21 protein-coding genes and 1 pseudogene are annotated in these 22,574 nt (G+C 44.9%); 8 read left to right on the top strand and 14 right to left on the bottom strand.

Features of this window, described 5'->3' with window-relative positions:
- Nucleotides 1–72: 72 nt before the first annotated feature.
- The 3 genes from L5M51_RS05440 to L5M51_RS05430 all read right to left on the bottom strand — a co-directional run bounded on the left by L5M51_RS05440 (nt 73) and on the right by L5M51_RS05430 (nt 3,405).
- Nucleotides 73–819, bottom strand: a complete 747-nt coding sequence (locus tag L5M51_RS05440; protein WP_263148918.1) for a substrate-binding periplasmic protein — start codon at nt 817–819, stop codon at nt 73–75.
- A gap of 353 nt (nt 820–1,172) precedes the next feature.
- On the bottom strand, nt 1,173–2,885 hold the full coding sequence (locus L5M51_RS05435) for an AMP-binding protein (RefSeq protein WP_263148917.1): 1,713 nt from the start codon (nt 2,883–2,885) through the stop codon (nt 1,173–1,175).
- A 139-nt stretch (nt 2,886–3,024) separates the two neighbouring features.
- The gene (locus L5M51_RS05430; protein ID WP_168827411.1) at nt 3,025–3,405 is read right to left on the bottom strand and encodes a DUF6508 domain-containing protein; all 381 of its coding nucleotides are present in this window, start codon (nt 3,403–3,405) and stop codon (nt 3,025–3,027) included.
- A gap of 277 nt (nt 3,406–3,682) precedes the next feature.
- Between L5M51_RS05430 and L5M51_RS05425 the strand changes: the two genes are divergently transcribed.
- From L5M51_RS05425 to L5M51_RS05415, 3 genes are all read left to right on the top strand, one after another.
- A complete protein-coding gene (locus tag L5M51_RS05425; protein ID WP_263171917.1) occupies nt 3,683–4,144 on the top strand; it encodes an EVE domain-containing protein in 462 nt (153 codons plus the stop codon).
- A 109-nt stretch (nt 4,145–4,253) separates the two neighbouring features.
- On the top strand, nt 4,254–4,592 hold the full coding sequence (locus L5M51_RS05420) for a hypothetical protein (RefSeq protein WP_131525023.1): 339 nt from the start codon (nt 4,254–4,256) through the stop codon (nt 4,590–4,592).
- Nucleotides 4,593–4,961: 369 nt separating this feature from the next.
- Nucleotides 4,962–6,230, top strand: coding sequence for a hypothetical protein (locus tag L5M51_RS05415; RefSeq protein ID WP_263171915.1), 1,269 nt, complete (start codon nt 4,962–4,964; stop codon nt 6,228–6,230).
- Nucleotides 6,231–6,342: 112 nt separating this feature from the next.
- Here the strand turns inward: L5M51_RS05415 and L5M51_RS05410 are convergent, their stop codons facing one another.
- On the bottom strand, nt 6,343–7,137 hold the full coding sequence (locus L5M51_RS05410) for a TIGR00266 family protein (protein WP_113940919.1): 795 nt from the start codon (nt 7,135–7,137) through the stop codon (nt 6,343–6,345).
- A gap of 256 nt (nt 7,138–7,393) precedes the next feature.
- Nucleotides 7,394–8,308: a LysR family transcriptional regulator gene (locus L5M51_RS05405; protein WP_028759592.1), complete on the bottom strand. Its 915-nt coding sequence runs from the start codon at nt 8,306–8,308 to the stop codon at nt 7,394–7,396.
- 207 nt (nt 8,309–8,515) lie between these two features.
- On the opposite strand from L5M51_RS05405, the gene L5M51_RS05400 reads away from it, so the two are divergent.
- Together L5M51_RS05400 and hppD are read left to right on the top strand one after the other, a co-directional pair.
- Entirely contained in the window at nt 8,516–9,676 is a 1,161-nt protein-coding gene (locus tag L5M51_RS05400) for a homogentisate 1,2-dioxygenase (protein ID WP_263142494.1), read from the top strand.
- 76 nt (nt 9,677–9,752) lie between these two features.
- Nucleotides 9,753–10,793: a 4-hydroxyphenylpyruvate dioxygenase gene (gene hppD, locus L5M51_RS05395; protein ID WP_106650847.1), complete on the top strand. Its 1,041-nt coding sequence runs from the start codon at nt 9,753–9,755 to the stop codon at nt 10,791–10,793.
- 124 nt (nt 10,794–10,917) lie between these two features.
- Here hppD and L5M51_RS05390 read toward each other — a convergent pair whose 3' ends face one another.
- From L5M51_RS05390 to L5M51_RS05365, 6 genes are all read right to left on the bottom strand, one after another.
- Nucleotides 10,918–11,472, bottom strand: a complete 555-nt coding sequence (locus tag L5M51_RS05390) for a sugar O-acetyltransferase (protein WP_131525027.1) — start codon at nt 11,470–11,472, stop codon at nt 10,918–10,920.
- A gap of 169 nt (nt 11,473–11,641) precedes the next feature.
- The gene (locus L5M51_RS05385; RefSeq protein ID WP_263171913.1) at nt 11,642–12,127 is read right to left on the bottom strand and encodes an Atu1372/SO_1960 family protein; all 486 of its coding nucleotides are present in this window, start codon (nt 12,125–12,127) and stop codon (nt 11,642–11,644) included.
- Nucleotides 12,124–13,113: a glycine betaine ABC transporter substrate-binding protein gene (locus L5M51_RS05380; protein WP_263171912.1), complete on the bottom strand. Its 990-nt coding sequence runs from the start codon at nt 13,111–13,113 to the stop codon at nt 12,124–12,126. The genes L5M51_RS05385 and L5M51_RS05380 overlap by 4 nt, the downstream gene beginning before the upstream one ends.
- The gene (locus L5M51_RS05375; protein WP_263171911.1) at nt 13,100–13,576 is read right to left on the bottom strand and encodes a VOC family protein; all 477 of its coding nucleotides are present in this window, start codon (nt 13,574–13,576) and stop codon (nt 13,100–13,102) included. Before L5M51_RS05375 ends, L5M51_RS05380 begins: the two co-directional genes overlap by 14 nt.
- Before the next feature lie 154 nt (nt 13,577–13,730).
- On the bottom strand, nt 13,731–14,897 hold the full coding sequence (locus tag L5M51_RS05370) for a major royal jelly family protein (RefSeq protein ID WP_263171910.1): 1,167 nt from the start codon (nt 14,895–14,897) through the stop codon (nt 13,731–13,733).
- A gap of 11 nt (nt 14,898–14,908) precedes the next feature.
- On the bottom strand, nt 14,909–15,484 hold the full coding sequence (locus tag L5M51_RS05365; RefSeq protein WP_105252179.1) for a YbhB/YbcL family Raf kinase inhibitor-like protein: 576 nt from the start codon (nt 15,482–15,484) through the stop codon (nt 14,909–14,911).
- Nucleotides 15,485–15,739: 255 nt separating this feature from the next.
- Between L5M51_RS05365 and L5M51_RS05360 the strand changes: the two genes are divergently transcribed.
- Together L5M51_RS05360 and L5M51_RS05355 are read left to right on the top strand one after the other, a co-directional pair.
- Nucleotides 15,740–16,222, top strand: a complete 483-nt coding sequence (locus L5M51_RS05360; RefSeq protein WP_105252178.1) for a hypothetical protein — start codon at nt 15,740–15,742, stop codon at nt 16,220–16,222.
- Between the two features lie 225 nt (nt 16,223–16,447).
- Nucleotides 16,448–17,071: a LysE family translocator gene (locus L5M51_RS05355; RefSeq protein WP_263171908.1), complete on the top strand. Its 624-nt coding sequence runs from the start codon at nt 16,448–16,450 to the stop codon at nt 17,069–17,071.
- Nucleotides 17,072–17,145: 74 nt separating this feature from the next.
- On the opposite strand, the gene L5M51_RS05350 is transcribed toward L5M51_RS05355, so the two are convergent.
- On the bottom strand, nt 17,146–18,486 hold the full coding sequence (locus L5M51_RS05350; protein ID WP_263171906.1) for a GNAT family N-acetyltransferase: 1,341 nt from the start codon (nt 18,484–18,486) through the stop codon (nt 17,146–17,148).
- A 108-nt stretch (nt 18,487–18,594) separates the two neighbouring features.
- Between L5M51_RS05350 and ggt the strand changes: the two genes are divergently transcribed.
- Nucleotides 18,595–20,334, top strand: coding sequence for a gamma-glutamyltransferase (gene ggt, locus L5M51_RS05345; RefSeq protein WP_263171905.1), 1,740 nt, complete (start codon nt 18,595–18,597; stop codon nt 20,332–20,334).
- 599 nt (nt 20,335–20,933) lie between these two features.
- On the opposite strand, the gene L5M51_RS05340 is transcribed toward ggt, so the two are convergent.
- Both L5M51_RS05340 and L5M51_RS05335 read right to left on the bottom strand, forming a co-directional pair.
- Nucleotides 20,934–22,280 (bottom strand): hypothetical protein, encoded by a 1,347-nt coding sequence (locus L5M51_RS05340; RefSeq protein ID WP_263171904.1) that lies wholly within the window; start codon nt 22,278–22,280, stop codon nt 20,934–20,936.
- Between the two features lie 85 nt (nt 22,281–22,365).
- Nucleotides 22,366–22,574, bottom strand: a pseudogene (locus tag L5M51_RS05335) (IS3 family transposase); the annotation flags it as partial.

Raw genomic sequence — 22,574 nt, 5'->3', positions numbered from 1 at the left:
AAGTGACTTTACGGGGAAATAGGCGGAAAAATAGCGAGTAAAACAAAGAATAAACTATCCTAAAACCCTACATTAGTCTTCACGATAAAGTAGCTCTCCAATGATGGTTTCTACGTCAACCTGCGCTAAACCTTGGTCAACAATATCTCGCCAACGCCGTCCCTCTTCTGTATTACGAAACGCGATATAGAGCTGCTTATTCGCCAGAATTTGCCGATTGATTTGCAACTTTGTCACCAGCGGCTGTAAGGGCTTTTGCTTGAGTAAATAGTGCAGAACGTTGACATCAATCACCGCGGCATCAATCCGACCTGCGGCAACTTTTTTAACATTATGCTCATCCGAAGTCACAGCTTCAGTCCGCTGTACACCGGAAACGATCATGCGATCTAAGGCCTGAGTATTCACATAATCTTTCACCACACCTAAGGTATAGCGATTAAGATCTTCAATATAATTCCAACTTACTGGATGGGACTTTTGCTCCACCAGCCCCAATGGACTTTCGCCAATCGGTTTTGAAAAAATAAACTTTTCAGTTTCTACATAGTATTCAGGAAAATAACCTATGTAGTCAGAGTTCGGCATAGTCGTAAGTTTGACAGCGCGGCTCCACGGATAAAAATCCACTTTTAACTGATGTCCCATAACGTTCAGCGCCGCCCGTACCACGGCAATACTGGCACCCTGCTCCGTTAATTGCTCTCCTGAATAAGGCGGCCAAAGTAAAGAAGTGAGCATTAAGGTATCCGCTTTAGCTACGCTCAATCCCATAAAGGAAAGACAATACACAAGGAGCATTGAACGCCATCGAACCATTTAGTACTCCTTTGCCTACATGGATTTACGACTACATCATCGACAACTTAACGCTTTCGTTTTTATCTGCCGAGATTTTATGACTGGTTAGATTTTATGACTAGTTTTAGTATAGCCATCAAGCCACAGTGGGGAAGTGAAGTTTTGTTACAATTAGAATAACGACATTAGCAGCAAAAGCTAACTCAAAGTGCAGCTTGGCTTGATGGTATGACTCGCCGACTTTTTCGTTAGCCAATTAGCTTGTTCGTTTATCTACTAACCGAAATAGCTAGACAGAATCAAATTCAAGCCGCATTGCGCGGCTTGGAAGTCAAATATCAATAGTATTAATCAACTCAAAGCCAAATGACTTAAGCATTAATATCTTCATATAACTCTTGATACATCAGCTCACGCATTTTGAATTTCTGAATCTTCCCCGTCACTGTCATTGGATACTGATCCACAAACTTGATATAACGCGGCACTTTAAAGTAGGCGAACTTCTCGGTGAGAAAATGACGAATATCAGCCTCTGTAATCGCGGCTCCTGAGCGGACTTTGATCCAAGCACACACCTCCTCGCCGTATTTATCGCTTTGAACGCCAAAGACAGCCGCATCCTGCACATCTTTATGGGTGTAAAGTTTCTCTTCAATCTCACGGGGATAAATATTCTCGCCGCCGCGAATAATCATATCTTTAATGCGCCCCACAATTTGCACATAACCTTGCTCATCCATTTGACCAATATCGCCCGAATGTAGCCAGCCTTGACTGTCTATGGTTGCAGCCGTTTTCTCAAGATCATTCCAATAACACTGCATAATGCAATAACCACGACTACAGACTTCACCGGGTTGATTAATTGGCAGCACTTCGCCAAATTCATCGACAATTTTCACTTCGGTATGGGGTAAAGCACGGCCAACCGTGAGCACACGTTTCTCTACGGGTGAGTCGATTTCAGTAATGTGATTGAGCGGACTGCACTCAGTCTGACCATAACCAATCAGCACTTCCTTCATATACATCAGGTTTTGTACACGTCGCATCACTTCTTCAGGACAAGTTGCCCCCGCCATCACGCCGGTACGTAAGGAACTCAAATCAAAACGAGCAAATTCTGGGTGTTCCAACTCGGCAATAAACATGGTCGGTACGCCATGCAAAGCGGTGCAACGCTCTTGCTCAATCACTTGCAATGTCGTCAGTGGATCAAAGGATTCTCCGGGGAACACAGCAGTTGCGCCTTTAGCTAAGCAGACTAAACTGCCGAGTACCATGCCAAAACAATGGTATAAAGGCACTGGAATACAGAGTTTATCGTGACAGGTAAACTTCATCGCCTCTGCGACTAAATAGCCATTATTCAATATGTTATGATGGGATAGGGTCGCACCTTTCGGGCTGCCCGTCGTGCCAGAGGTAAACTGGATATTAATCGCATCGTATGGGCTTAATTCCTTAGCAATCCTCTCGAGCATTATCCTGTCAGCGGCGGTCACATCAACGATCAAGTCATCAAAATTCAACATACCGACGGATTTCTCTGCGCCCATACGGATCACAAATTCAAGCTCAGGCACGGCTTTAGCTTGTAATTTACCCGCTGGGCAAGAGGTTAGCTCAGGCGCCAATTCATATAGCATCTCAAGATAATTGCTGGATTTAAACTTATCGGCACAAATTACCGCACGGCAACCCACGTTACTCAGCGCGTATTGCAACTCTTCAGGACGATACGCAGGATTAATACACACCATGATGGCGCCAATTTTAGCGGTCGCATATTGAGTTAAACACCACTCGATATTGTTAGGCGACCAAATCCCTACCCTATCACCAGACTTAATACCGAGTTTTAATAGTCCTGTGGCGAGCGCATCGATTTGGGCAAGATATTGGCGGTAATTCCAGCGGATATGTTGATGGTGTACGACGACAGCTAATTGGTCGGGATACGTTGCCGCAATCTCATCAAGATATTGACCTATGGTCTTCTCAACGAGTTTCGGTGATGACACGCCTCTAAACTCGCTAACATTGAGCGGGCTTATAACTTGGCTTGTAGGAACTGACATTAAGGCCTCCGTGCATTTATTATTATGGTTAGCGAGGTCCAAACTAACCAATCCACGGATCATGTCACAAGTAAAAAAGCACTTTATTAGACTAAAGAGTAAGACAAACGATTAGATAACAATCCATTAAAGCCCAGTGCTAACGGCTGATAAACTCAAAATGAGCACTCGACTTAGGCACATTTAAGCTTTGTAACCGCTCAACAATGGCCAGTAACACCCCTTGGCGACGCATATTTTCTAACACGCCGGGGCTAAAAACCTCGAGTCGCGTCATGGCCGTCAACAGCAACTTACATTGTGCGATGCTCGCATCACGAATATAGGCAGGTTTATCGACTAAGTAACTGTTGTTATACCAATAGTCCCAAGTGAAATTAGCCAATAACCAACCTTGCGTTGTCAGGTCATTAATAAATTCCAGCATTCGCTCATGACTTAAGATCACATCACCCGCCGTAAAATCCTTAAGATATTTAGTGTATAAGCCACAATCGGATGTCATTGTTGAAGTCCCCATAACACACCTCACAGGTTTTGGTTGCCTCTGCTGCCACAACTTGTACGACACCAGTCACAAACCGAGATCGAATTTGACGCTTTGCCTTAGAAACGAGAATTTGCATAAGGCATACCAAATAAGATTACTGTCAACAGGCTAAGCCACGTTATCTGAACGGAAACTTAATCAAACTCACAATATTTGATATGGGTGACGAACTGGGGTATTCGACAAAATTCAGATAAACTCAGCGGTATTGAAGCGCTTAACGGCAACTATGAGTAAAGGAAACAAGATGAACTACTGGCTTATGAAATCGGAACCCGACGAATTCAGCATAGATGATCTTAAGGCTTGCCCTAACCAAACTGAAGCTTGGCATGGGATCCGTAACTATCAGGCGCGTAACTTTATGCGCGATGAGATGCAGATTGGGGACAAGGTATTTTTTTACCATTCAAGCTGCAAAGTGCCCGGAATTGTCGGCATAGCAGAAGTCGTGACAAATGCGTATCCCGACAGCACGGCCTTCGATCCAGAATCGAAGTATTTCGACCCTAAGTCAGATCCAACCAAACCAAGATGGCTGCGAGTAGATATACGCTTTGTCAAAAAATTTAACGAGATTATTCCCTTAAGTTTGATAAAAAGTTTACCCCAACTGGCGGACATGTATTTAGCCTCTAAGGGGTCAAGACTCAGTATCCAACCTGTGACCGCCGAACAATGGCAAGCCGTACTCATGTTAACCCGCTAGAAAGCAATCTTGAACCAGAACGTTCAGCTATAGTTCATTTCGCATCGCCTATTGTTGGCCACATCCAGCATTGGACACAACATCAACTCAATACCCCTTAGGAGTACAGATGAATAAATTGACCTCAGTGGTAATCACAGGACTTGTCCTCAGCTTAACGATGTCCATCTCAACCTTTGCTAAAGATGACCATGAGCGCCACAAAAAGGATAAAAGTCTACCGCCGGGATTACAGAAAAAAGTTGACCAAGGTCAGCCACTGCCACCCGGTTGGCAGAAAAAACTCCACCGTGGTGATGTGCTTGAGCATGATATTTATGATCGTGGCCGCATCGTAGTGCCCTTAGACAGAGATGGCATCATTAGCATTCAAGTCGAAGGTGCACTAATCAAACTCGATAATAACAGCCGTAAAATCCTCGATATCGTCAATATCATTACCGATTAACTTCCCATGGCAAAATGGCATTTATAACTGACACATTTACAACTACGCCCAGCGCTTATCTGGGCGTAGTTGTACTTCTTAATACTGCTTTCATCTATCAAAAAACGTTGTCTGTAAGACAATTTATCATCCCAGTCCTCACTCAATAACGTTCTAACTTACAATAAAGCAACATATTGATATTTATCATATCTTTACTATCTGGCTATTGGTCGTAAATTGGCTAAATGCTAGACTCATGCAGGGTGAAAAGATATCGAACAGAACAAGATAAGTGTCACCTAAAAATACTCATGCGACTAAGGCAAAATCTTAATTGAATTCATAGCATCCCGATAATGACAGTAGACTAACGCTGGATTTTTGATAATGGAAAACACCTCACTTCAACGGGTTAAGCAGGCAATTATTGCGGGGTTCTGGGCATCACTCGCCAGTATTTCTGTGGGGTTTCTATTTAAACTCTGGCTAGCACAATGGGTTGCCAAAGCCGATCTAGCGCTCTATCACACAGTGATCGACATTATCTCACTGTCGCTAATCCTAATGACGGGATTTCGCTCCTCTATGGTGGTGACCTACTCCCAGACCAAGCAAGATGTGGATATCACCAATATATTCCGCTACAGCTTGATCGCTATGGTATTACTGACATGGGGCTTAGTTTTACCCTATATCAAACACAAACTTCAGCTTAATGTAGAATATTTTCAATTGGTTGGGATTATTCTGAGTATGGGGCTCAAGGTCTATTTTACCAATCAAATTGCCATGTACCGGCTATATGCCATCTCCAATAGAGTCACTTGGTTAGAGCCGCTCGCGCAAGTGACTAGCTTTTTATTATGTTTCTATGGCTTAAAACAAACCGCCATTGCATCACTCTTTTACAGCATGACACTATCATCGCTCATCGTTGCCTCATATATGTACTTAAAACGGCGCAAAGATATTGCCACTCCGCCCTTAAGTGCAGTGCATTTTGATACGGGTTTACGCAGTTTTATGAAGAAAAGCCTGACGGCGTCCATGGAAGCGGGTGCCAGTATCTTGATGATTTACATCACCGTACTGCTGACTATTGCCTATTTCAGCATAGATGAACTGGGTGATTTCCAAGTGGTCGTGCGGCCGATGATCACTTACCTCACCTTGCTGTTTGTCTTCCCCATCTACCGCTTTGTGCTGCCCGAAGTCGCAGTGTGCGTACGAGAAAAACGCTTTGCTGAAGTCCAACAAATTAAGTCATGGCTGACGAAAGTTTCTTTGTGGACCAGCGGTATTTTTTTTGTCGTTATGGTCTTTGCGAGCAAGCCGTTAGTCGCTTGGTTGTTCCCCGAGCAATACATTAAAGCGGCCCCAGTATTAATGCATTTCTCCATGTTTTTTATATTTATGATGCTCAATGGCTATCAGTTGGCCTATATCAAAGCCCACGGTTATTTTACTCAAAGCCTACTTATTCGCCTTGCTGGTATCGCAGTACTGGTCGGTACTTTCTACGCTTACCGCCTGTATACGGAGAATGTCGTCGCGGTGATTTTAGCCTTAGGCACAGGCTATTTGATGATGTATCTCATATCTAAACTAATTGAAAGACGCATTCAGCAAAGCCTTAACAACCAAACGCTGCCTTAGCAACAACTAAAGACGCTTAAGACGTTGAAGGAAATGACAGGCTTCAACTAAAAAGGCATCCCAGAGGATAGTCTGGAATGCCTTAAGAGAAGACAGCATGTCAGCTTATCATTTAGCGCCCATCGAGCATGCGACCAAGACCTCCGAGTACAGAGCCTTCACCGCGATCACTTCCTCCTGCCGATGGGGCATGGGCGATAATACGGTCCGCCATACGTGAGAATGGCAAGCTTTGTAGCCAAACCGTCCCGTGGCCTTTGAGTGTGGCTAAAAACAAACCTTCACCGCCAAAGACCATAGACTTTAATGAGCCTGCACGCTCTATGTCGTAATCAATCCCTGAGGTAAATGCAACAAGACAACCTGTGTCAACTCTTAAGGTTTCACCTTTTAGTTCTTTTTTCACTAAGGTGCCCCCCGCATGGATAAACGCCATACCATCGCCCTGTAGACTTTGCAGAATAAACCCTTCACCACCGAAAAATCCGGTACCTAAGCGGCGATTAAATTTCATCGTCACGCGTGTACCTAAAGCCGCAGCCAAAAAACTGTCTTTCTGACAGATAAGCTCACCACCATGTTCGGCCAAGTCGATCGCTAGGATAGTGCCAGGATAAGGGGCGGCAAAAGCGACTTTACGTTTTTGATTGCCTTGGTTGGTAAAGTGAGTCATAAAAATGCTCTCACCCGTCAATGCCCGTTTACCCGCGCCCACCAACTTGCCAAAAAAGCCTGACTCAGGCTCAGAGCCATCGCCCATTTTGGCCTCAAAGCTAATATCTTGCTCTAGATAATTCATCGCGCCCGCTTCAGCGACCACGGTTTCGTTAGGATCGAGTTCCACTTCAACCAACTGCATACTGTGGCCGATAATTTCATAATCCACTTCATGACAACGTCTAGACATACTGTTCCCCTTAACTGTCAGTTCCTTGTTACTATCCTTTAGATTGACCCCGATGGACGACTCTTTACCTATCGCGGCTCAATTTCACTCTTCATCTCGACCTTAATCTAGATCTAAGCTCAGTCTGAATTTAGGCCTTATTTTAACTCTCAATCTAAACCTTCATCTGACCTAGGCATTAATCTATGACATAAAATGTCAAAATGCGATTATTTTATGCGGTAACTTGTATCAAAAGATGACAAGCGAAGACTTATCAACCCAAACCCACACCATTAAACTGCTCAGCCTTAGCAAACTCCTCTAATATCAACTCGGTAAAAAGTTGTCCCGCACGGCCTAACGGACGCTCTAAGGTCGAGACGAGCTGTGGAATAAACGTAAAACGACTGCCACCGACGAAGTCGATTTCGACTAATTCGCCCTTAGCCAACTCTTCTTGCACTAAAAAGTCCGGCAACCAGCCAAAACCTAAGCCTTTTAACAAGGCGTTCTTTTTCATGATAAAGCCAGAAAGATAAAACACTTTATCGCCGCCAAATTGCATTTCATCGCGGTAACTTTTATTGGGTGAAGAGTCTTCGATAGTTAATTCCACATGTTGCTGCAGCTCAGACAAACTAATTTCGCGAATAAAAGACAAAGGATGCGAAGCACTGGCCACCAGCACGCTAGTAATTGCAGGCAACGGCTGCGGATGATAGTAGGGGCCAGTGCGATAATCTTTCACTAACATCAAGTCAGCATTATCACGCTCGAATCTGTGTTGTACACCGCCTAAAAACTCCATATTCAGCTGAATTTTAGTGGGGATCTGATGTTCAGCCATGCGCTTTAAGGCCGTCATGATAGGCTCCATCGGTAAGGCACCGTCTATCACTAGCTCTAGCTTTGGCTCCCAGCCTTCACTGAAACGACTGGCAAGATGTTCAATGTTTGCAAGGTGTTGCAGTAATCTTTGTCCCTCGGCCAAAATCACCCGCCCCTCTTGCGTCAGCTCAGCACGATATTGCTCACGGCTAAAAAGCGGCACGCCGAGGTGCTCTTCTAACTTTTTAACTTGATAACTCACCGCCGATTGCGCCTTGTGTAATCGCTCCGCCGCCTTGGCAAAACTGCCCTCTTCCACCAGCACTTGCAGCACATTAAAAGCATCAATATCGATGCGCATGGTCACTCCTTGGCTCTAATGAACATGTCACGGAAACACTACGATTCGTAAAGATTAGAATACCATCTAATTTTTAGATGGAGATAACGGATTTATTATTCTTTTTTTTGTTCATTCAAGCAACTAAATTGATAACAAGATCACATAACCATAACGACAAGCGAAGTAGAGCTAATCTCACGCCGCTGTAAAAACCAAGGATCCTCCATGCCATTTTATGTGAAACAAGGCCAGATTCCCCATAAGCGCCATATCGCATTTGAAAAGGAAAACGGCGAGCTTTACCGTGAAGAACTGTTCTCAACCCATGGTTTTTCCAATATTTATTCCAATAAATATCACCACAACATGCCAACCAAAGCATTAGAAGTGGCGCCCTACAGCCTAGGCCATGGTGCCAATTGGGAAGATTCGCTGGTCCAAAACTATAAACTCGATTCCCGCGACGCCGACCGTGAAGGTAATTTCTTCAGCGCCCGTAACAAGATTTTTTATAACAATGACTTAGCACTTTATACCGCCAAAGTCACCGCCGATACCGACGAGTTTTACCGTAACGCCTATGCCGATGAAGTGGTTTTTGTCCACGAAGGCGAAGGCACACTCTACAGCGAGTACGGCACGATTAAGATCCAAAAGTGGGACTATCTCGTGATCCCACGTGGTACCACTTATCAACTAAAATTCAACGATTACAGCAATGTGCGACTTTTCGTTATCGAGTCATTCTCTATGGTGGAAGTGCCTAAGCATTTCCGTAACGAGTATGGTCAGCTATTAGAATCGGCACCTTACTGCGAGCGCGATTTACGCGTACCTACATTGCAAGATGCTGTGGTTGAGCGCGGCTCCTTCCCCTTAGTGTGTAAGTTTGGCGATAAGTACCAACTCACCACGCTCGAATGGCATCCCTTTGATTTAGTGGGTTGGGATGGCTGCGTTTATCCTTGGGCATTCAACATCACAGAATACGCACCAAAGGTAGGCAAAATCCATCTACCTCCTTCTGATCACTTAGTCTTTACCGCACATAACTTTGTGATTTGTAACTTCGTACCGCGCCCCTACGATTTCCACCCTAAATCGATTCCGGCGCCTTATTACCACAACAACATAGATAGCGACGAAGTCTTGTATTACGTCGATGGCGACTTTATGAGCCGCACGGGCATTGAAGCGGGTTACATGACCTTACATCAAAAAGGTGTGGCCCACGGACCACAACCGGGCCGCACTGAAGCCTCAATTGGCAAAAAAGAAACCTATGAATATGCAGTGATGGTGGACACGTTCGCCCCACTGAAATTAACCGAACATGTACAAAATTGCATGAGCAAAGACTACAACCGCTCTTGGCTAGAAGACTAGCCCCAAGCCACCAGCACTCCCATGCGGGAGTCATTAGAGTGACGGCGTGTTGCACTAAAATAACGAGGAAAACATCATGGCAAGCGAACTAAATCCACTGGGCTTATTAGGTATCGAATTCACTGAATTCGCCAGCCCTGATACTGATTTTATGCACAAAGTCTTTATCGACTTTGGTTTTTCTCTGCTGAAAAAAGCCAAGAACAAAGACATCCTGTACTACAAACAGAATGACATTAATTTTCTGCTCAACACTGAGCGCGAAGGTTTCTCAGCTAAGTTTGCTAAATCCCACGGCCCAGCCATTTGTTCTATGGGCTGGCGTGTAGAAGATGCCGGCTTTGCCTATCGCGTTGCCGTTGAACGTGGTGCAAAACCCGCCGATGATGCCAACAAAGATCTGCCTTATCCTGCGATTTACGGCATTGGCGACAGCTTAATTTATTTCATCGACACCTTTGGCGCAGATAACAATATCTATGCCGCTGATTTTGAAGATTTAGACGAGCAAGTCATCACCCAAGAGAAAGGCTTTATCGAGGTCGATCACTTAACCAACAACGTCTACAAAGGCACAATGGAACATTGGGCTAACTTCTATAAAAACATTTTTGGTTTTACGGAAGTGCGCTACTTTGACATCAGCGGCGTACAAACCGCGCTAGTGTCCTACGCCCTACGTTCGCCAGATGGCAGCTTCTGTATCCCGATCAACGAAGGTAAAGGCAGCGATAAAAACCAAATTGATGAATACCTGAAGGAATACAATGGCCCAGGTGTGCAACATTTAGCCTTTAGAAGCCGCGATATCGTTAAATCTCTGGATGCGATGGAAGGCAGCTCAATCCAATGCTTAGACATTATCCCTGAATACTACGACACTATTTTCGAGAAGTTACCGCAGGTCACAGAAAATCGTGAGCGCATTAAACATCACCAAATTCTGGTGGATGGTGATGATACAGGCTATTTATTGCAAATATTTACTAAAAACCTGTTTGGACCGATTTTCATCGAAATCATCCAACGTAAGAATAACTTAGGTTTTGGTGAAGGCAACTTTACGGCCCTGTTTGAATCAATTGAACGGGACCAAATGCGCCGCGGCGTACTGTAAATTGTCATCCAACTAATAAAAAACGGTACGCACTGCGTACCGTTTTTCTTTCTACGAATATCTATATCGTCATCTAAATCACTATCAGCTTTGACACCAATCACTCGGCTTTAACTTTCCTGCGCTAGTCCACATCGATAGGTTTGATAACTTTACAAGGGTTCCCCGCCGCCACACAGTTCGCCGGAATGCTCTTATTCACTACACTACCAGCACCAATGACACAATTATCACCAATGGTCACACCGGGCAGTACAGAGACGTTTCCGCCTAGCCAAACATTATTGCCGATTTGAATTGGCGCGCCGTATTCCGTCGTTTGCCGCGCGATAGGATTAATAGGATGCGTCGCGGTAGAAATCATCACATGGGGACCAAACATCACATTATCGCCAATCGAGACTGAGCAAACATCTAATATGGTTAGATTATGATTGGCGTAAAATTGTTTGCCAATATGGATGTTATAGCCGTAATCGCAAAAGAAATTAGGCTCAATATGGGCGCAGTGTTGAATATCAAGCAGGCCACGAAGATGCTCCATTCGGGCATCAAGTAAAGTCGGTTCGGCCAGATTAAACTGATGACAAATGGATTTCGCCCGCATACGCTCAGCCAATAACTCATCATCCCAAGCCTTATAGGGCTGGCCCGCCAACATTTTTTGTTTCTCAGTCATCGTATTGTCAACATTCAGTCCATGATGACCTAACCCTAACAATCGATTGATGAAAGTTCAAGAACTGCCTTATATGCTATTGAATTAACGACCCATCTTACTGACAGAACATTTAGCTAACAGCCAATGTGAGTCACATTCAAGCATTCAATCTCAATCGAGACAAAGGTCATTGCCTTTGTTCGTCATCACAATAGAGTTCTGCAAATAAATACACTAGACACAAACTGTTAAGCGGCATGACCGGATTTGTCCAAATCATCCGGCTGTGACGCCCTGCTTCACCGAAGATTTCAAGCAATAAATCCGAAGCCCCATCGAGTGCTTTGGGATGTTCAAAGCAAGATTGATGCACATTTAACACCCCTTCCAAGCGATAAATTTGTTTTATCCGCGAAAGCTCACCGCAAGCCTTTTTCAATTGGGCAATAGCATTTAGGGTCGCAAGACGACAGGCAGCGTAGCCTTCGCTCACAGTATGATCGGTGCCCAATTGTCCTTGATACTGAAGCTCGCCCTCTAAATAGGGAAACTGACCCGAGGTCATTAACTGACTGCCAACAATTGAATAGGGTTCATAATTTCCAAGAGCCGCAGCAACCTCAGGTAGTTCAAGCCCAGCGGCCACTAGCCGCGATTCAGGTGTGATCATCATAATGTCACCCCCTGAGATGAGACATTCGCAGGATTAAGCAGCGGGGCTAACCACGTCGTCAAATGCTGAGGATTGACTGTCAGCCAGTTCGCAGCGGCCTCATCTTCCGTCATTCCTTGTCGATTAACCGCATAATCGAGTTCTGCAACCATTTGATTCGATAATACTATGTTATCAAGTACCTGAATTTGTGCGGGCGAGAAATTAACCACTAACTCGCGTTCACGGGCGAGCAATACCGCTTTATCTTTCCCCCCGAGTAAACCTTTGGGGTCCTGAAGATCGCGAATACCGTATTGATGGTGTAAAAATTGTGGATGCCACAAAGGAACGACCACCCAATCGTTTACCGCTACGGCAGACTCAAAAGCCACGACACAGTCGGCTTGAGTGCCTGTTCTAAATTGATAACCTGCCGCCGTTAATCCATATTGCGTCATGATATTTTTAGAAAATCGCGTGATCCCCGCCCCCTCACCAATCCCTTGAATGATGGGCCGCATACGTTGCTGCACGTCAGGCTTGAGTAAATCCTCAATGCTCGACACTTGCTCAGCAGGCACATAATCGGGTACGCCCCAGAGCGCATAGGGCTCATAATGTAGCCCGAGTTGCCGCGTAGCAACTCGCTCTTCGACACCTTGTCGATAAATCCCGTGGCTATGGGGCAGCCATGCTGAACACAGCATATCCACTTTGCCTTCACCTAGCTGCTCAAAATTAGCCTCGTGCAATGCATAGCTTCGTTGCACCTCTTTGCCCATAATCCCTATCACATGGGCCACCACAGCGGCGGTGACTCGATGAAAACTTAAGTCCGTCACTCCCATGCGAATCATAGGCTTACCCTGAGAGCTCTCCATATTTGTACTCTTATTCAATGAATTCATACCTATCGCACCTCGAGGAAATAATGCCAATGATGCCAAACTGCCCAATCCCAGCGTTTGCAATAATTGCCTTCTGAAGACATTAATCTCCGCCATGTTCAGGCTCCTTGGTGTCTAAAATAGTGAGCCTATCCATCACAATTCCAACGATGGCGTTGTCCTTTGCATAGGGGAATATCATCTCTACTTTGATGCCATTCGGATCTTCAAGAAACAACTGATGCTCACCAATCTCAGGCACAATTCGTTCCTGAAAAATCATCCTCTGCTGGCATAAATGCTGCTGCATCTGGTGTAAATCCGTGCCACGAAACGACAAATGGTCAACACGTCCCGAGCCATAAATATCTCTGCTTTCCCCTAAGTAGGCCTCTAGCGCCTGATCGCCCGCTTCCACCAAATGCAAAATGGGCTTATTTGAGGCATAGAGCCAATGTCCAGGAAAACCAAACTGTGGCCGCCAACCTAATTTCAATCCAAGGATGACTTGATAAAACAACAGCGTTTCAACCAGTTTGGGCGTTCTGATGGTAAAGTGATCCAATCCGATAATGTTCATATTGTCATCCTCTGGATGTCGTGACTCAGTGACTCGGTATAACCCAGTGCAAATCCAAACCGTTTTAATCCGCAAAAATCGTGTCAATAAATTCAGTTCAGATAAGCACTTGGCGTAAGGTTATAAAATTAATTGATGAGATTAATTGTTCGGATTAATTACCACGAACGCCCGCCGCTAAGGGCTTAAAACGGAAAATATAATAAGGTGGACTGTTTTCAGCTTTGCCATTGTTTAATGGTGCCGATAACGGTAATTGCGCAGCCCCAGAGTACAAGTAACCTTGCTTGCCATAACTCACACCGTCGGGCCAAACCATACGTTCATCATGGACATAAGTGCGATACTGGCGAGAATCTGCAGGGATCACACCAATGGCCCGCTCTCCCACTTCCGTTAAATACAAATTATTCGCTTCATCAATACTTAAGCCACCGTTGTCGGGCTTATCGGCATAAGCCTCCACTTTGGCAGAGAGTGCCGCAGGCGTTAACGAAGGATTGATGAGATCTGTCATCCGCACACGGTAAACTTTGTCTTTATTCATCGGGGCAAAGTAGAGCCATGTTTGGGTTTTATCTAAAGCAATGCCATCGGCACCCACATAAACTTCAATCTGCTTCCTATCTTTTGAGTCTTTATCGATAATCAGTGGCCGCTGTAAGTCTGGCATCACACTGTTATCACCCTGTAATAGGCGCCGACTTTTCCCTGTATTTAAGTCCACAACCACCAGCGCAGCCTTTTCACCAATGGGACCCGTGCCAATCCCCTCATCGGCAATCACAATCGCTTGATGTCGAGATGAGATAACAAAGTCATTATGTTGTGACTCAGGAAGAGAGACTGGCGCGGGCAAATGAATAATGCGATCTAATTGGTTTTTCTTGGTATCCCATGCCACTAATTTAGGCTCAATACGTGGCGCCTGCTGGCCAGAGTCTAATAGCCAAACTCTGTCTTGATCGTCGGTTCGCAGCCCCAACACCCAATTAAGACAAGTGTCTGGTTCTTTCGCTTTACCCTGCGGATCATGGCATTGCTGCCAATCCGAATTAGGAAATGGCTTAGTACTACCATCCGCTAAAAGCTCTGCCACCTTAATGTTAGGTTGATAGAAAGGGTGATAACTGAAAATCAATCGCTCATCTGATGTGAAAGTAATACCGCCCACAGCCCCATCAAGTTCGGCAAAGACGTCCATTTTTGCCAGCGGCTCAGTCTGTGTCGCCCATGAGTGAGAACACAACAAACTGGTTGCCAGTAGAGTAAAAGCCTTTGATAACATTGGGTATGTAATGCGCGTAGATAATATGGTCATCTTCATTCCTCCTAACGTGGGCCAGCTAAAAGCGTTAAACTTGCTTCGCCTAATCTATGCTGCCAAAGATAGAATCCCACCAAAGCGGGTGTTGATCCCTTGTCTATCGGCAACTGCGCCACATCCAAAGCATGCACTGTCCATACATAACTGTGTTCACGTCCCTCTGGTGGACAAGGTCCAAAGAATCCAGGTTTACCTAAATCGGTATTAGCTTCAATGGCACCACTGGGTAGCGCTCCGCCATTCACACCACCTGCGAGAGTCGACACCTGTGCCGGAATGTCATACACAACACGGTGCCAAAAACCACTGCCAGTAGGCGCATCTTTGTCATATAAAGTGACAGCAAAGCTCTTGGTACCGGCAGGTACATTTTGCCAAGTTAAACGCGGCGCAATATTTTCGCCCGAACAACCAAATTGATTCCAATAATACTCAGGAGGAAACCTTGAATTATCAGCTAAATTACTTTCGAGACTAAACGCAGAGGCACTGTCGTCAGCCATAACGTAATTAATACTGGCGGCCAAAGCGACAGTCACTAAGAGAGTCTTTTTAAAAGAGGAGAAATAAGGCGATTTCATAATGTGCTGAACCCATTTTTGAACTGTCCTAGAACAGTCATTAACCATTGATTTGAGAATGTGGGTTAGCATATCAATCAAATTATGATTGATAAGGCGTATTTGGTTGATATGAGTTTCAAAAAATATTGGATAATCTCAACATGCTTCTCAGTTATTTTTAGGTTATGGTAGTTTCAGCAAAGATAATGCAAAAAAGTAACAACCAAACGACTAAGATATGTTCTTAACACAATAATATAACGAGGATTAGCTATGATTAAAGCGGCTTATCAACCTTGGTTTCCCGTGAGCAGAAACCTAAAGCCACATCCGAACCTGAGTTGCAGATTAGACCATTTATCTTTAACCATTCTGTGGCAGGAACTTGATAACGATGCATTCACAATGGAATTATATTTCCCAACGATATCTGGAATACAAGTCATTGATGAGTCAAGTTATCAAACCTTCTTAGATAACATAAGTGATAACTTTAGCGATATTCAACATCATGATAAATGCAATACGCCATTCCCTATTGATTCAGATTTAAATATCACGAATCAATCCAATGTCGATTATTTTTCTTTACCTTGGCCAATATGGAAGTCGGTAAAAAATGCACGCCGTCCTTATTATGGTGAATTAGGCGAACATATTTACCAAGACCTATACAGTTATTATATGGTGGGCGCCGATAGTGTCTACTTGATCGATACTGATGTAGAACCTACAGTCAATGTCTTATCTTGTTAACTATGAAGTTAATCGCTGTTAACCGAACAACTGCAGAATTAATCACAATGGGGTTAGTGAGCATATTGTTAATAATAACTACAATATGCTTTTTGCGTGAAATATCGCCAGCCAACACAACCGATTACATTTAAAGAGAGCAAGTTCAAAATAAGCAGATTGGCTAAATCCGCCGTTTTCATTACACTATCGCCCTTCTCATCTTCACCCAAGAATGACCAAACCATGCCTGATTTTGCCTTACTCGCTGTGTTTATCCCGACTTTTTTCTTTGTTTCTATCACGCCGGGCATGTGCATGACACTCGCCATGACACTGGGCATGAGTATAGGTGTGCGCCGCACCCTGTGGATGATGCTGGGTGAACTGGTAGGCGTGGCGTTGGTGGCGACAGCCGCCGTGATGGGCGTGGCCAGTATCATGCTCAACTATCCCGAAGTCTTTCAAATCTTCAAATGGGTTGGCGGAATTTATTTAGGCTTTATCGGCGTACAGATGTGGCGCGCGCGCGGCAAGATGGCCATATTAAGTGATGATGACACTAACCCCAGAGCCAGCAATGTTACCTTGATCTCTCAAGGCTTTATTACCGCCATTGCCAATCCAAAAGGTTGGGCATTTATGGTGTCGCTACTACCCCCTTTTATCAATGCCGAGCGCGACGTCGCGCCGCAGCTCCTCGCCTTACTGAGCATTATCATGGTGACCGAATTTACCTCTATGCTCGCCTACGCCAGTGGTGGTAAAAGCCTGCGCATCTTCTTGAGCCGTGGCGATAATATTCGCTGGTTAAACCGCATTGCAGGCAGCCTAATGATAGGCGTAGGAGTTTGGTTAGCCATGAGCTAACGGTTTGAACTAACCGCTTAAATGTAACCCGTTCTACCTAAAATGAGCCCTATAAAGTCCCGTTAACTCGGTCTTTATGAAGGCTCTTTTTTGTAGGGCAACACATCCTGCATCTGTGCCATATATTGCTGCATTTGCAGTGTTTCTTGCTCAACAAAGTCAGCAATTGCCGCCTTAAATCCCAAATGGGCGATGTTATGGTAGGAATATATTGCTACGGGTTCAAAGCCACGCAGCACCTTATGTTCCCCCTGCGCGCCCGCATCAAACACTTGAAACTCATGTTCAATACAATATTGAATACCTTGGTAATAACAGGCCTCAAAATGTAAACCGTCGAGTTCAACCGTCGTCCCCCAATAACGACCATATAAGCATTTCAGCCCTTGGGTATTCTCACCTTTTAAATATAAGGCACCAGCGACCATCTCGCCCTTTGCATCTTCAACCACCAAGAGTAGGACTTGCGCAGCGAGTTGTGCCCCCAACTGCTGAAAAAAGGTTGGCGTTAAATAGCCGCGATGACCAGAGCGCTTAAGGTAAGTTAATTGATAACACTGGATAAAAGTCTGCCATTGCGAAGCGGTGATCTGCTCCCCTTCGACAAACTGAAACTTAAGATTAAAAGGCTGTAACTGCGCCCGCTCCTTCAAGATATTTTTACGCTTACGGGAACTAAAGCCCGCCAGAAAATCCTTAAAATCCCGATAACCGCGATTATGCCAATGGAACTGAGTGCCTAAGCGTTTTAACAGCGAATTGGGCGAGCCTTCAAATAACGGTGTTTGGCTTGGGGTAACAAACAGGCTATGCCATGAAGAAATCGGGCTGTCGCCCAGCCCTGGCTGATTAAGAATAGCTTCCTCAAGTACGAGATTATCCTGCGCTGATATTAGTCGGCGATTCAATGTCAGCAGCAGTAATGCCGCCACGCGCAGTTGTTCGGCGCGATCTACTGCGGGATGAATGCCCATCCGTTGACCTTGCACTGGGGTAAAAGGGATCGCATTCACCCATTTGGGATAGTAATCGAGCCCATGGCGCTCATAGGCTTCGGCCCACGCCCAATCGAACACATACTCACCGTAGGAGTGGGATTTTTGGTACAAGGGCATGACGGCAATAAGTGGGAACTGATTGAAGTGCTTAGCCGTTTGCACACTGATAAACCCTCCTTCAGCCAAAAGCGACAAGCTTTTATCCTTACTGGCGACATCATTTAATGTGTCACCCGCATCGAACACGCATAAATGTCGAGGCGTCCAACCGGTTGCAGTGCAAGCGGAGCGGCTTTGCTCGAGTGCCAACAGAAACTCATGGCGGCAAAATGGATTCGCCTCACCCATGGCGGCATTCCACGCACTGGTCGAAATATCCGACATTGAGCTCGCAAAAGCCAAAATAAGCTGTCTCATTGGGTAAATTATCGTCCTTTACTGGTGTGAACAAGTATACGAGGTTGCAATTAAGCCTAATTCTCGGCACATTGCATAGCCATAATTAAAATAAATTCAGGATTGAGTATGCGTCCAACAAGACCTTTTAGACCTCTTATTCTCGCCATTGCGATGGCGCTTCCCTTACTATCATCTCCCAGTCTGCTTGCCGATGAATCGCCAATTTTCAGCCAGATGGCCACCGCACAACCTGTGTGGGCTAAGCATGGCATGGTCGCAAGCCAAGAAGCTCTCGCCAGTCGCACCGGCGTTGAGATCCTAAAGCAAGGCGGTAATGCGGTTGACGCCGCCGTGGCTGTCGCCTTCAGTTTGGCAGTCACCTTACCCCGTGCAGGCAATATCGGCGGCGGTGGTTTTATGCTGGTGCATATTGCCAAAGAAAACAAAACCATCGCTATCGATTACCGTGAAATGGCCCCTTCTAAAGCCAAGAAAAACATTTTCCTCGACGAAAATGGCGACGCAGTTGAAAAACTGAGCCGTGAACACGGTCTTGCCGTGGGTGTGCCAGGTACAGTGATGGGCATGAGCTTAGCCCTTGAAAAATATGGCACTATGACTCTCGCCCAAGTCGCCGCGCCCGCGATTAAAATGGCGCAGGAAGGCATTAGCGTGACGCCAGATCTTGCCCAATCCCTTGCTGGCCTAAAACGCCGCATGGCCCAATGGCCAACCACGGCCGCTATCTTCTACAAAGCCGACGGCAGTGACTATCAAGTGGATGATATTCTTAAACAACCTGAACTTGCCCATTCGTTAAGTCTTATCGCTGAAAAAGGCACCAAAGGATTCTACGAAGGTGAAACCGCCACTAAGCTCATCAATGCGGTGAAAGATGCTGGCGGCATTATGACCTTAGACGACCTTAAAAATTATAAGGTTGTGGAACGTGAACCCGTGCGCGGTGAATACCGCGGTTACCAAGTTGTGTCTATGCCACCGCCATCATCGGGCGGCGTGCACATCATAGAAATGCTCAACGTATTGCAGCAATTCCCGATAGACAAACTCGGCCACAATACCGCCCAGACGATTCATCTGATGGCAGAAACCATGAAGTACGCCTATAGCGACCGCAGCGAATACTTAGGCGATCCCGACTTTTATAAGGTGCCAGTCAGAGCCTTAACCAGTAAGGACTACGCCCAAAAAATCGCCAGCCAAATTGCGATGAATAAGGCAACACCGAGCGCTGAAATCAAGCCCGGCAAGCTCGCCCCCTATGAGAGCGACCAAACCACTCACTTCTCGGTAGTCGATAAATGGGGTAACGCTGTCTCTAATACCTACACCTTAAACTTCAGCTACGGCTCAGGTTTAGTGGCTAAGGGAACAGGGATTTTGCTCAATAACGAGATGGATGATTTCTCTGCCAAACCCGGCGTGCCAAACGGCTACGGTTTAGTAGGCGGTGATGCTAATGCGGTCGAAGGCAATAAGCGCCCACTCAGTTCAATGAGCCCAACAATAGTGATGAAGGATGGCAAACCCTTCCTCGTCACTGGCAGTCCAGGTGGTTCGCGCATTATCACCACCACACTGCAGATCATCATGAATGTTATTGATCATGGATTAAATATCGCCGAAGCCAGTAATGCGGCGCGGGTTCATCATCAATGGCAACCCGATGAATTGCGAGTCGAGTCCAGCTTTAATCGCGATACCATTTCCCTGCTCGAAGCCAAAGGACACAAGGTAAAAGTACAATCCGCTATGGGCAGTACTCAATCAATCATGGTGACCGAACAAGGGATTTTTGGCGCCTCTGATCCGCGCCATTCAGGCAGCGAAGCTATCGGCTACTAGCATCTCCATGATGCTAATATTAGTGAAAGAGATGAGTGTAAAGAGATGAGTGAGATAAAGAAGTGAATGAGATAAAAGGATTTATGACCTATTCGAACTAGGTCATAAACCCTGAGTAAAGCTTGTCCTTCCGCTCAGTGAATGCAAACTCTCGCTTAAAAAAGCCCTGCTATACATCACTGTATAAGCAGGGCTTTTTATTATTTTGAATAGCTGATTTTCATACTGAACATAGCTGACCTTTAGACTGTAGTGGCATAGGCAATCTGTACTGGGTGACCTGTTATTTCAATCGTTGGGATCCTAGTGGTTGGCTGGTATACACTCATATAGGCTTACCATGGCATTCACTCATCGACACGCAGCTAGTCCGTCCTTGGATGCTCGACCGCCCCGTCCATGGGGCGGACGGTCGTCTCGCAAATCAGCATGGCTCACCTTTTTGACACTAGTGTAACCTGTCTGTATGAAGGAGATACCCAGCACGCTTTTAGACAATCGCAAGTTAGATTTCTAGCTCTAATTGATGCGGTTCAGATTAAAATTTCTATGGTATAACGCCCAAAGCACGGTGCGATAGAATCCGCTGCCTTTATTTGTTAGGCACTGCAGGTGAATGATGCACCACCAATTTCACTTATCCATTCTCTAGAAAAAAGTGAGACATCATTTTCTTCGTCAACCAAATTCCAATCTAAATAACAGATAGCCACACCAAACGATTGTGAACCAGTTAGTTCATTTGTAACCCTGTCAACTTTGAAGTCGAGTGGTGGCACAGGACCTATGGACATCAAAATCCAATCTTCATTTACCCATTCACAATCAAGGCGACTCCAAAATGTTTTAGGAACATAACCTGGAGACACTATATCTGCAACGTCAGCTTTCCGAATTAGGATTCTTCTACTTTTTATTGGTAAGGCCGAAAAACCTGATTTCCGTGAATAACTAGGGTTGTTAAGCTCAAAAAATGCTCTTACAAATTCTGAACGGCTTTGTTTTGTGTTAGAGACTTTGTCAACCATAAGGTAATTATCACAAGCATTTACAAATTCAGGTGAAGTCCAAGCCCCTCTATTTTTACTAAGATTAGCTGCATCTACATATATAGATTTTATTTGAGCCATAGCCATTAGATCGTAATCCAATGGTATTAAGTTATTAGAACTAATTAAAAACTTACTTATATTGTCTTTGTTTCCGTATTCATTTTTTCTAAGGCCAGGAACTGTAATATTCGAAACTTCATATATAGTTTCTTTGTCTAAACTTACTTTTTCGAGTGACCGACAAAAATCGGCTAGTTCTTTTGCTAAATATTTTGATATATCTTTAGCCATTTCATTCTTAAAGGGAATGCTTCTACCAACTAAATCAGATCGTTCTAAATTTATAGGTAGGCGTCCATCTTGATCAAAAACATTAATTGTCGGCGTTTCTGATTCAATTAAATTCACTTTGCCTGATATTTCAAAGCTCTCCAAATGCAAGCTTTCCGTAACGATAACGCCATTACAGATCAAGCTTGTGTTTTTTCCATAATGGCCGCTCCTTTCTCCTACTTCATTGTAGGTCCAGGTTATATCGTCATACCCGTCTGCAATGGTACGATTCCAATCAGTTTTTTCGATATTTGCGTCGGAAATAGGTACGAATCTGGATTGTTCTAAACGACGCTCTTTTTCTTTGCTTATAATCTTTCTTTCTACCCTGGGATCTTCTAGTGAATACCAGTCCCATTTTTTATGAATTTGAATAAGGCGTTGCGTGACCTCTTTACCTAAATCGATGGTTATTCTTGTACCCACGTGAAACTCAGACTGGGATACTGTTATTGATTTACTACCTTTTTTACACTCAAAAGAAAGGGCTTGGTCTTCTTTCTGGCTAACATGCCTAGTTTCAACAAATAATTTATCTCCGAGAAGGTATGCGGCCAACAAACCTATTCCAAATCTACCAGTGCGATAGACATTTGAATGACCATCTCGGTGTTTTTCAAGGTAGTTGTCACTCTTTGCTTAAATATTAAGCTGCATTTATTACATTGTTTGCGGGTGCCTTATCTGGGTTTAACGTGACTGGACCCACAGCATCACAATTTCTGACTTCCTTGGACCAACGCTCGGGCATTCTTGCCTTTGCCGCTTCGAGCACTTCTTTTCGCTTGGCTAAGATATCACCATCTTGCCCCGCATGACGTTGCCCTGGTGACACAAAGTTCAGCTGGCTGTGCT

Origin of the sequence: Shewanella sp. SM73 (assembly GCF_025653795.1) — a bacterium.
In the GTDB taxonomy this organism is placed as follows: domain Bacteria; phylum Pseudomonadota; class Gammaproteobacteria; order Enterobacterales; family Shewanellaceae; genus Shewanella; species Shewanella oncorhynchi.
The sequence above is the reverse complement of the archived record's forward strand: the minus strand, read 5'-3'. Positions and strand labels throughout refer to the sequence as shown.

Excerpts from the sequence above, each read along its gene's own strand:
- L5M51_RS05440 (WP_263148918.1), bottom strand. The coding sequence starts at position 819 with ATGGTTCGATGGCGTTCAATGCTCCTTGTGTATTGTCTTTCCTTTATG.
- L5M51_RS05435 (WP_263148917.1), bottom strand. The coding sequence starts at position 2,885 with ATGTCAGTTCCTACAAGCCAAGTTATAAGCCCGCTCAATGTTAGCGAG.
- L5M51_RS05430 (WP_168827411.1), bottom strand. The coding sequence starts at position 3,405 with ATGGGGACTTCAACAATGACATCCGATTGTGGCTTATACACTAAATAT.
- L5M51_RS05425 (WP_263171917.1), top strand. The coding sequence starts at position 3,683 with ATGAACTACTGGCTTATGAAATCGGAACCCGACGAATTCAGCATAGAT.
- L5M51_RS05420 (WP_131525023.1), top strand. The coding sequence starts at position 4,254 with ATGAATAAATTGACCTCAGTGGTAATCACAGGACTTGTCCTCAGCTTA.
- L5M51_RS05415 (WP_263171915.1), top strand. The coding sequence starts at position 4,962 with ATGGAAAACACCTCACTTCAACGGGTTAAGCAGGCAATTATTGCGGGG.
- L5M51_RS05410 (WP_113940919.1), bottom strand. The coding sequence starts at position 7,137 with ATGTCTAGACGTTGTCATGAAGTGGATTATGAAATTATCGGCCACAGT.
- L5M51_RS05405 (WP_028759592.1), bottom strand. The coding sequence starts at position 8,308 with ATGCGCATCGATATTGATGCTTTTAATGTGCTGCAAGTGCTGGTGGAA.
- L5M51_RS05400 (WP_263142494.1), top strand. The coding sequence starts at position 8,516 with ATGCCATTTTATGTGAAACAAGGCCAGATTCCCCATAAGCGCCATATC.
- hppD (WP_106650847.1), top strand. The coding sequence starts at position 9,753 with ATGGCAAGCGAACTAAATCCACTGGGCTTATTAGGTATCGAATTCACT.
- L5M51_RS05390 (WP_131525027.1), bottom strand. The coding sequence starts at position 11,472 with ATGACTGAGAAACAAAAAATGTTGGCGGGCCAGCCCTATAAGGCTTGG.
- L5M51_RS05385 (WP_263171913.1), bottom strand. The coding sequence starts at position 12,127 with ATGATGATCACACCTGAATCGCGGCTAGTGGCCGCTGGGCTTGAACTA.
- L5M51_RS05380 (WP_263171912.1), bottom strand. The coding sequence starts at position 13,113 with ATGGCGGAGATTAATGTCTTCAGAAGGCAATTATTGCAAACGCTGGGA.
- L5M51_RS05375 (WP_263171911.1), bottom strand. The coding sequence starts at position 13,576 with ATGAACATTATCGGATTGGATCACTTTACCATCAGAACGCCCAAACTG.
- L5M51_RS05370 (WP_263171910.1), bottom strand. The coding sequence starts at position 14,897 with ATGACCATATTATCTACGCGCATTACATACCCAATGTTATCAAAGGCT.
- L5M51_RS05365 (WP_105252179.1), bottom strand. The coding sequence starts at position 15,484 with ATGAAATCGCCTTATTTCTCCTCTTTTAAAAAGACTCTCTTAGTGACT.
- L5M51_RS05360 (WP_105252178.1), top strand. The coding sequence starts at position 15,740 with ATGATTAAAGCGGCTTATCAACCTTGGTTTCCCGTGAGCAGAAACCTA.
- L5M51_RS05355 (WP_263171908.1), top strand. The coding sequence starts at position 16,448 with ATGCCTGATTTTGCCTTACTCGCTGTGTTTATCCCGACTTTTTTCTTT.
- L5M51_RS05350 (WP_263171906.1), bottom strand. The coding sequence starts at position 18,486 with ATGAGACAGCTTATTTTGGCTTTTGCGAGCTCAATGTCGGATATTTCG.
- ggt (WP_263171905.1), top strand. The coding sequence starts at position 18,595 with ATGCGTCCAACAAGACCTTTTAGACCTCTTATTCTCGCCATTGCGATG.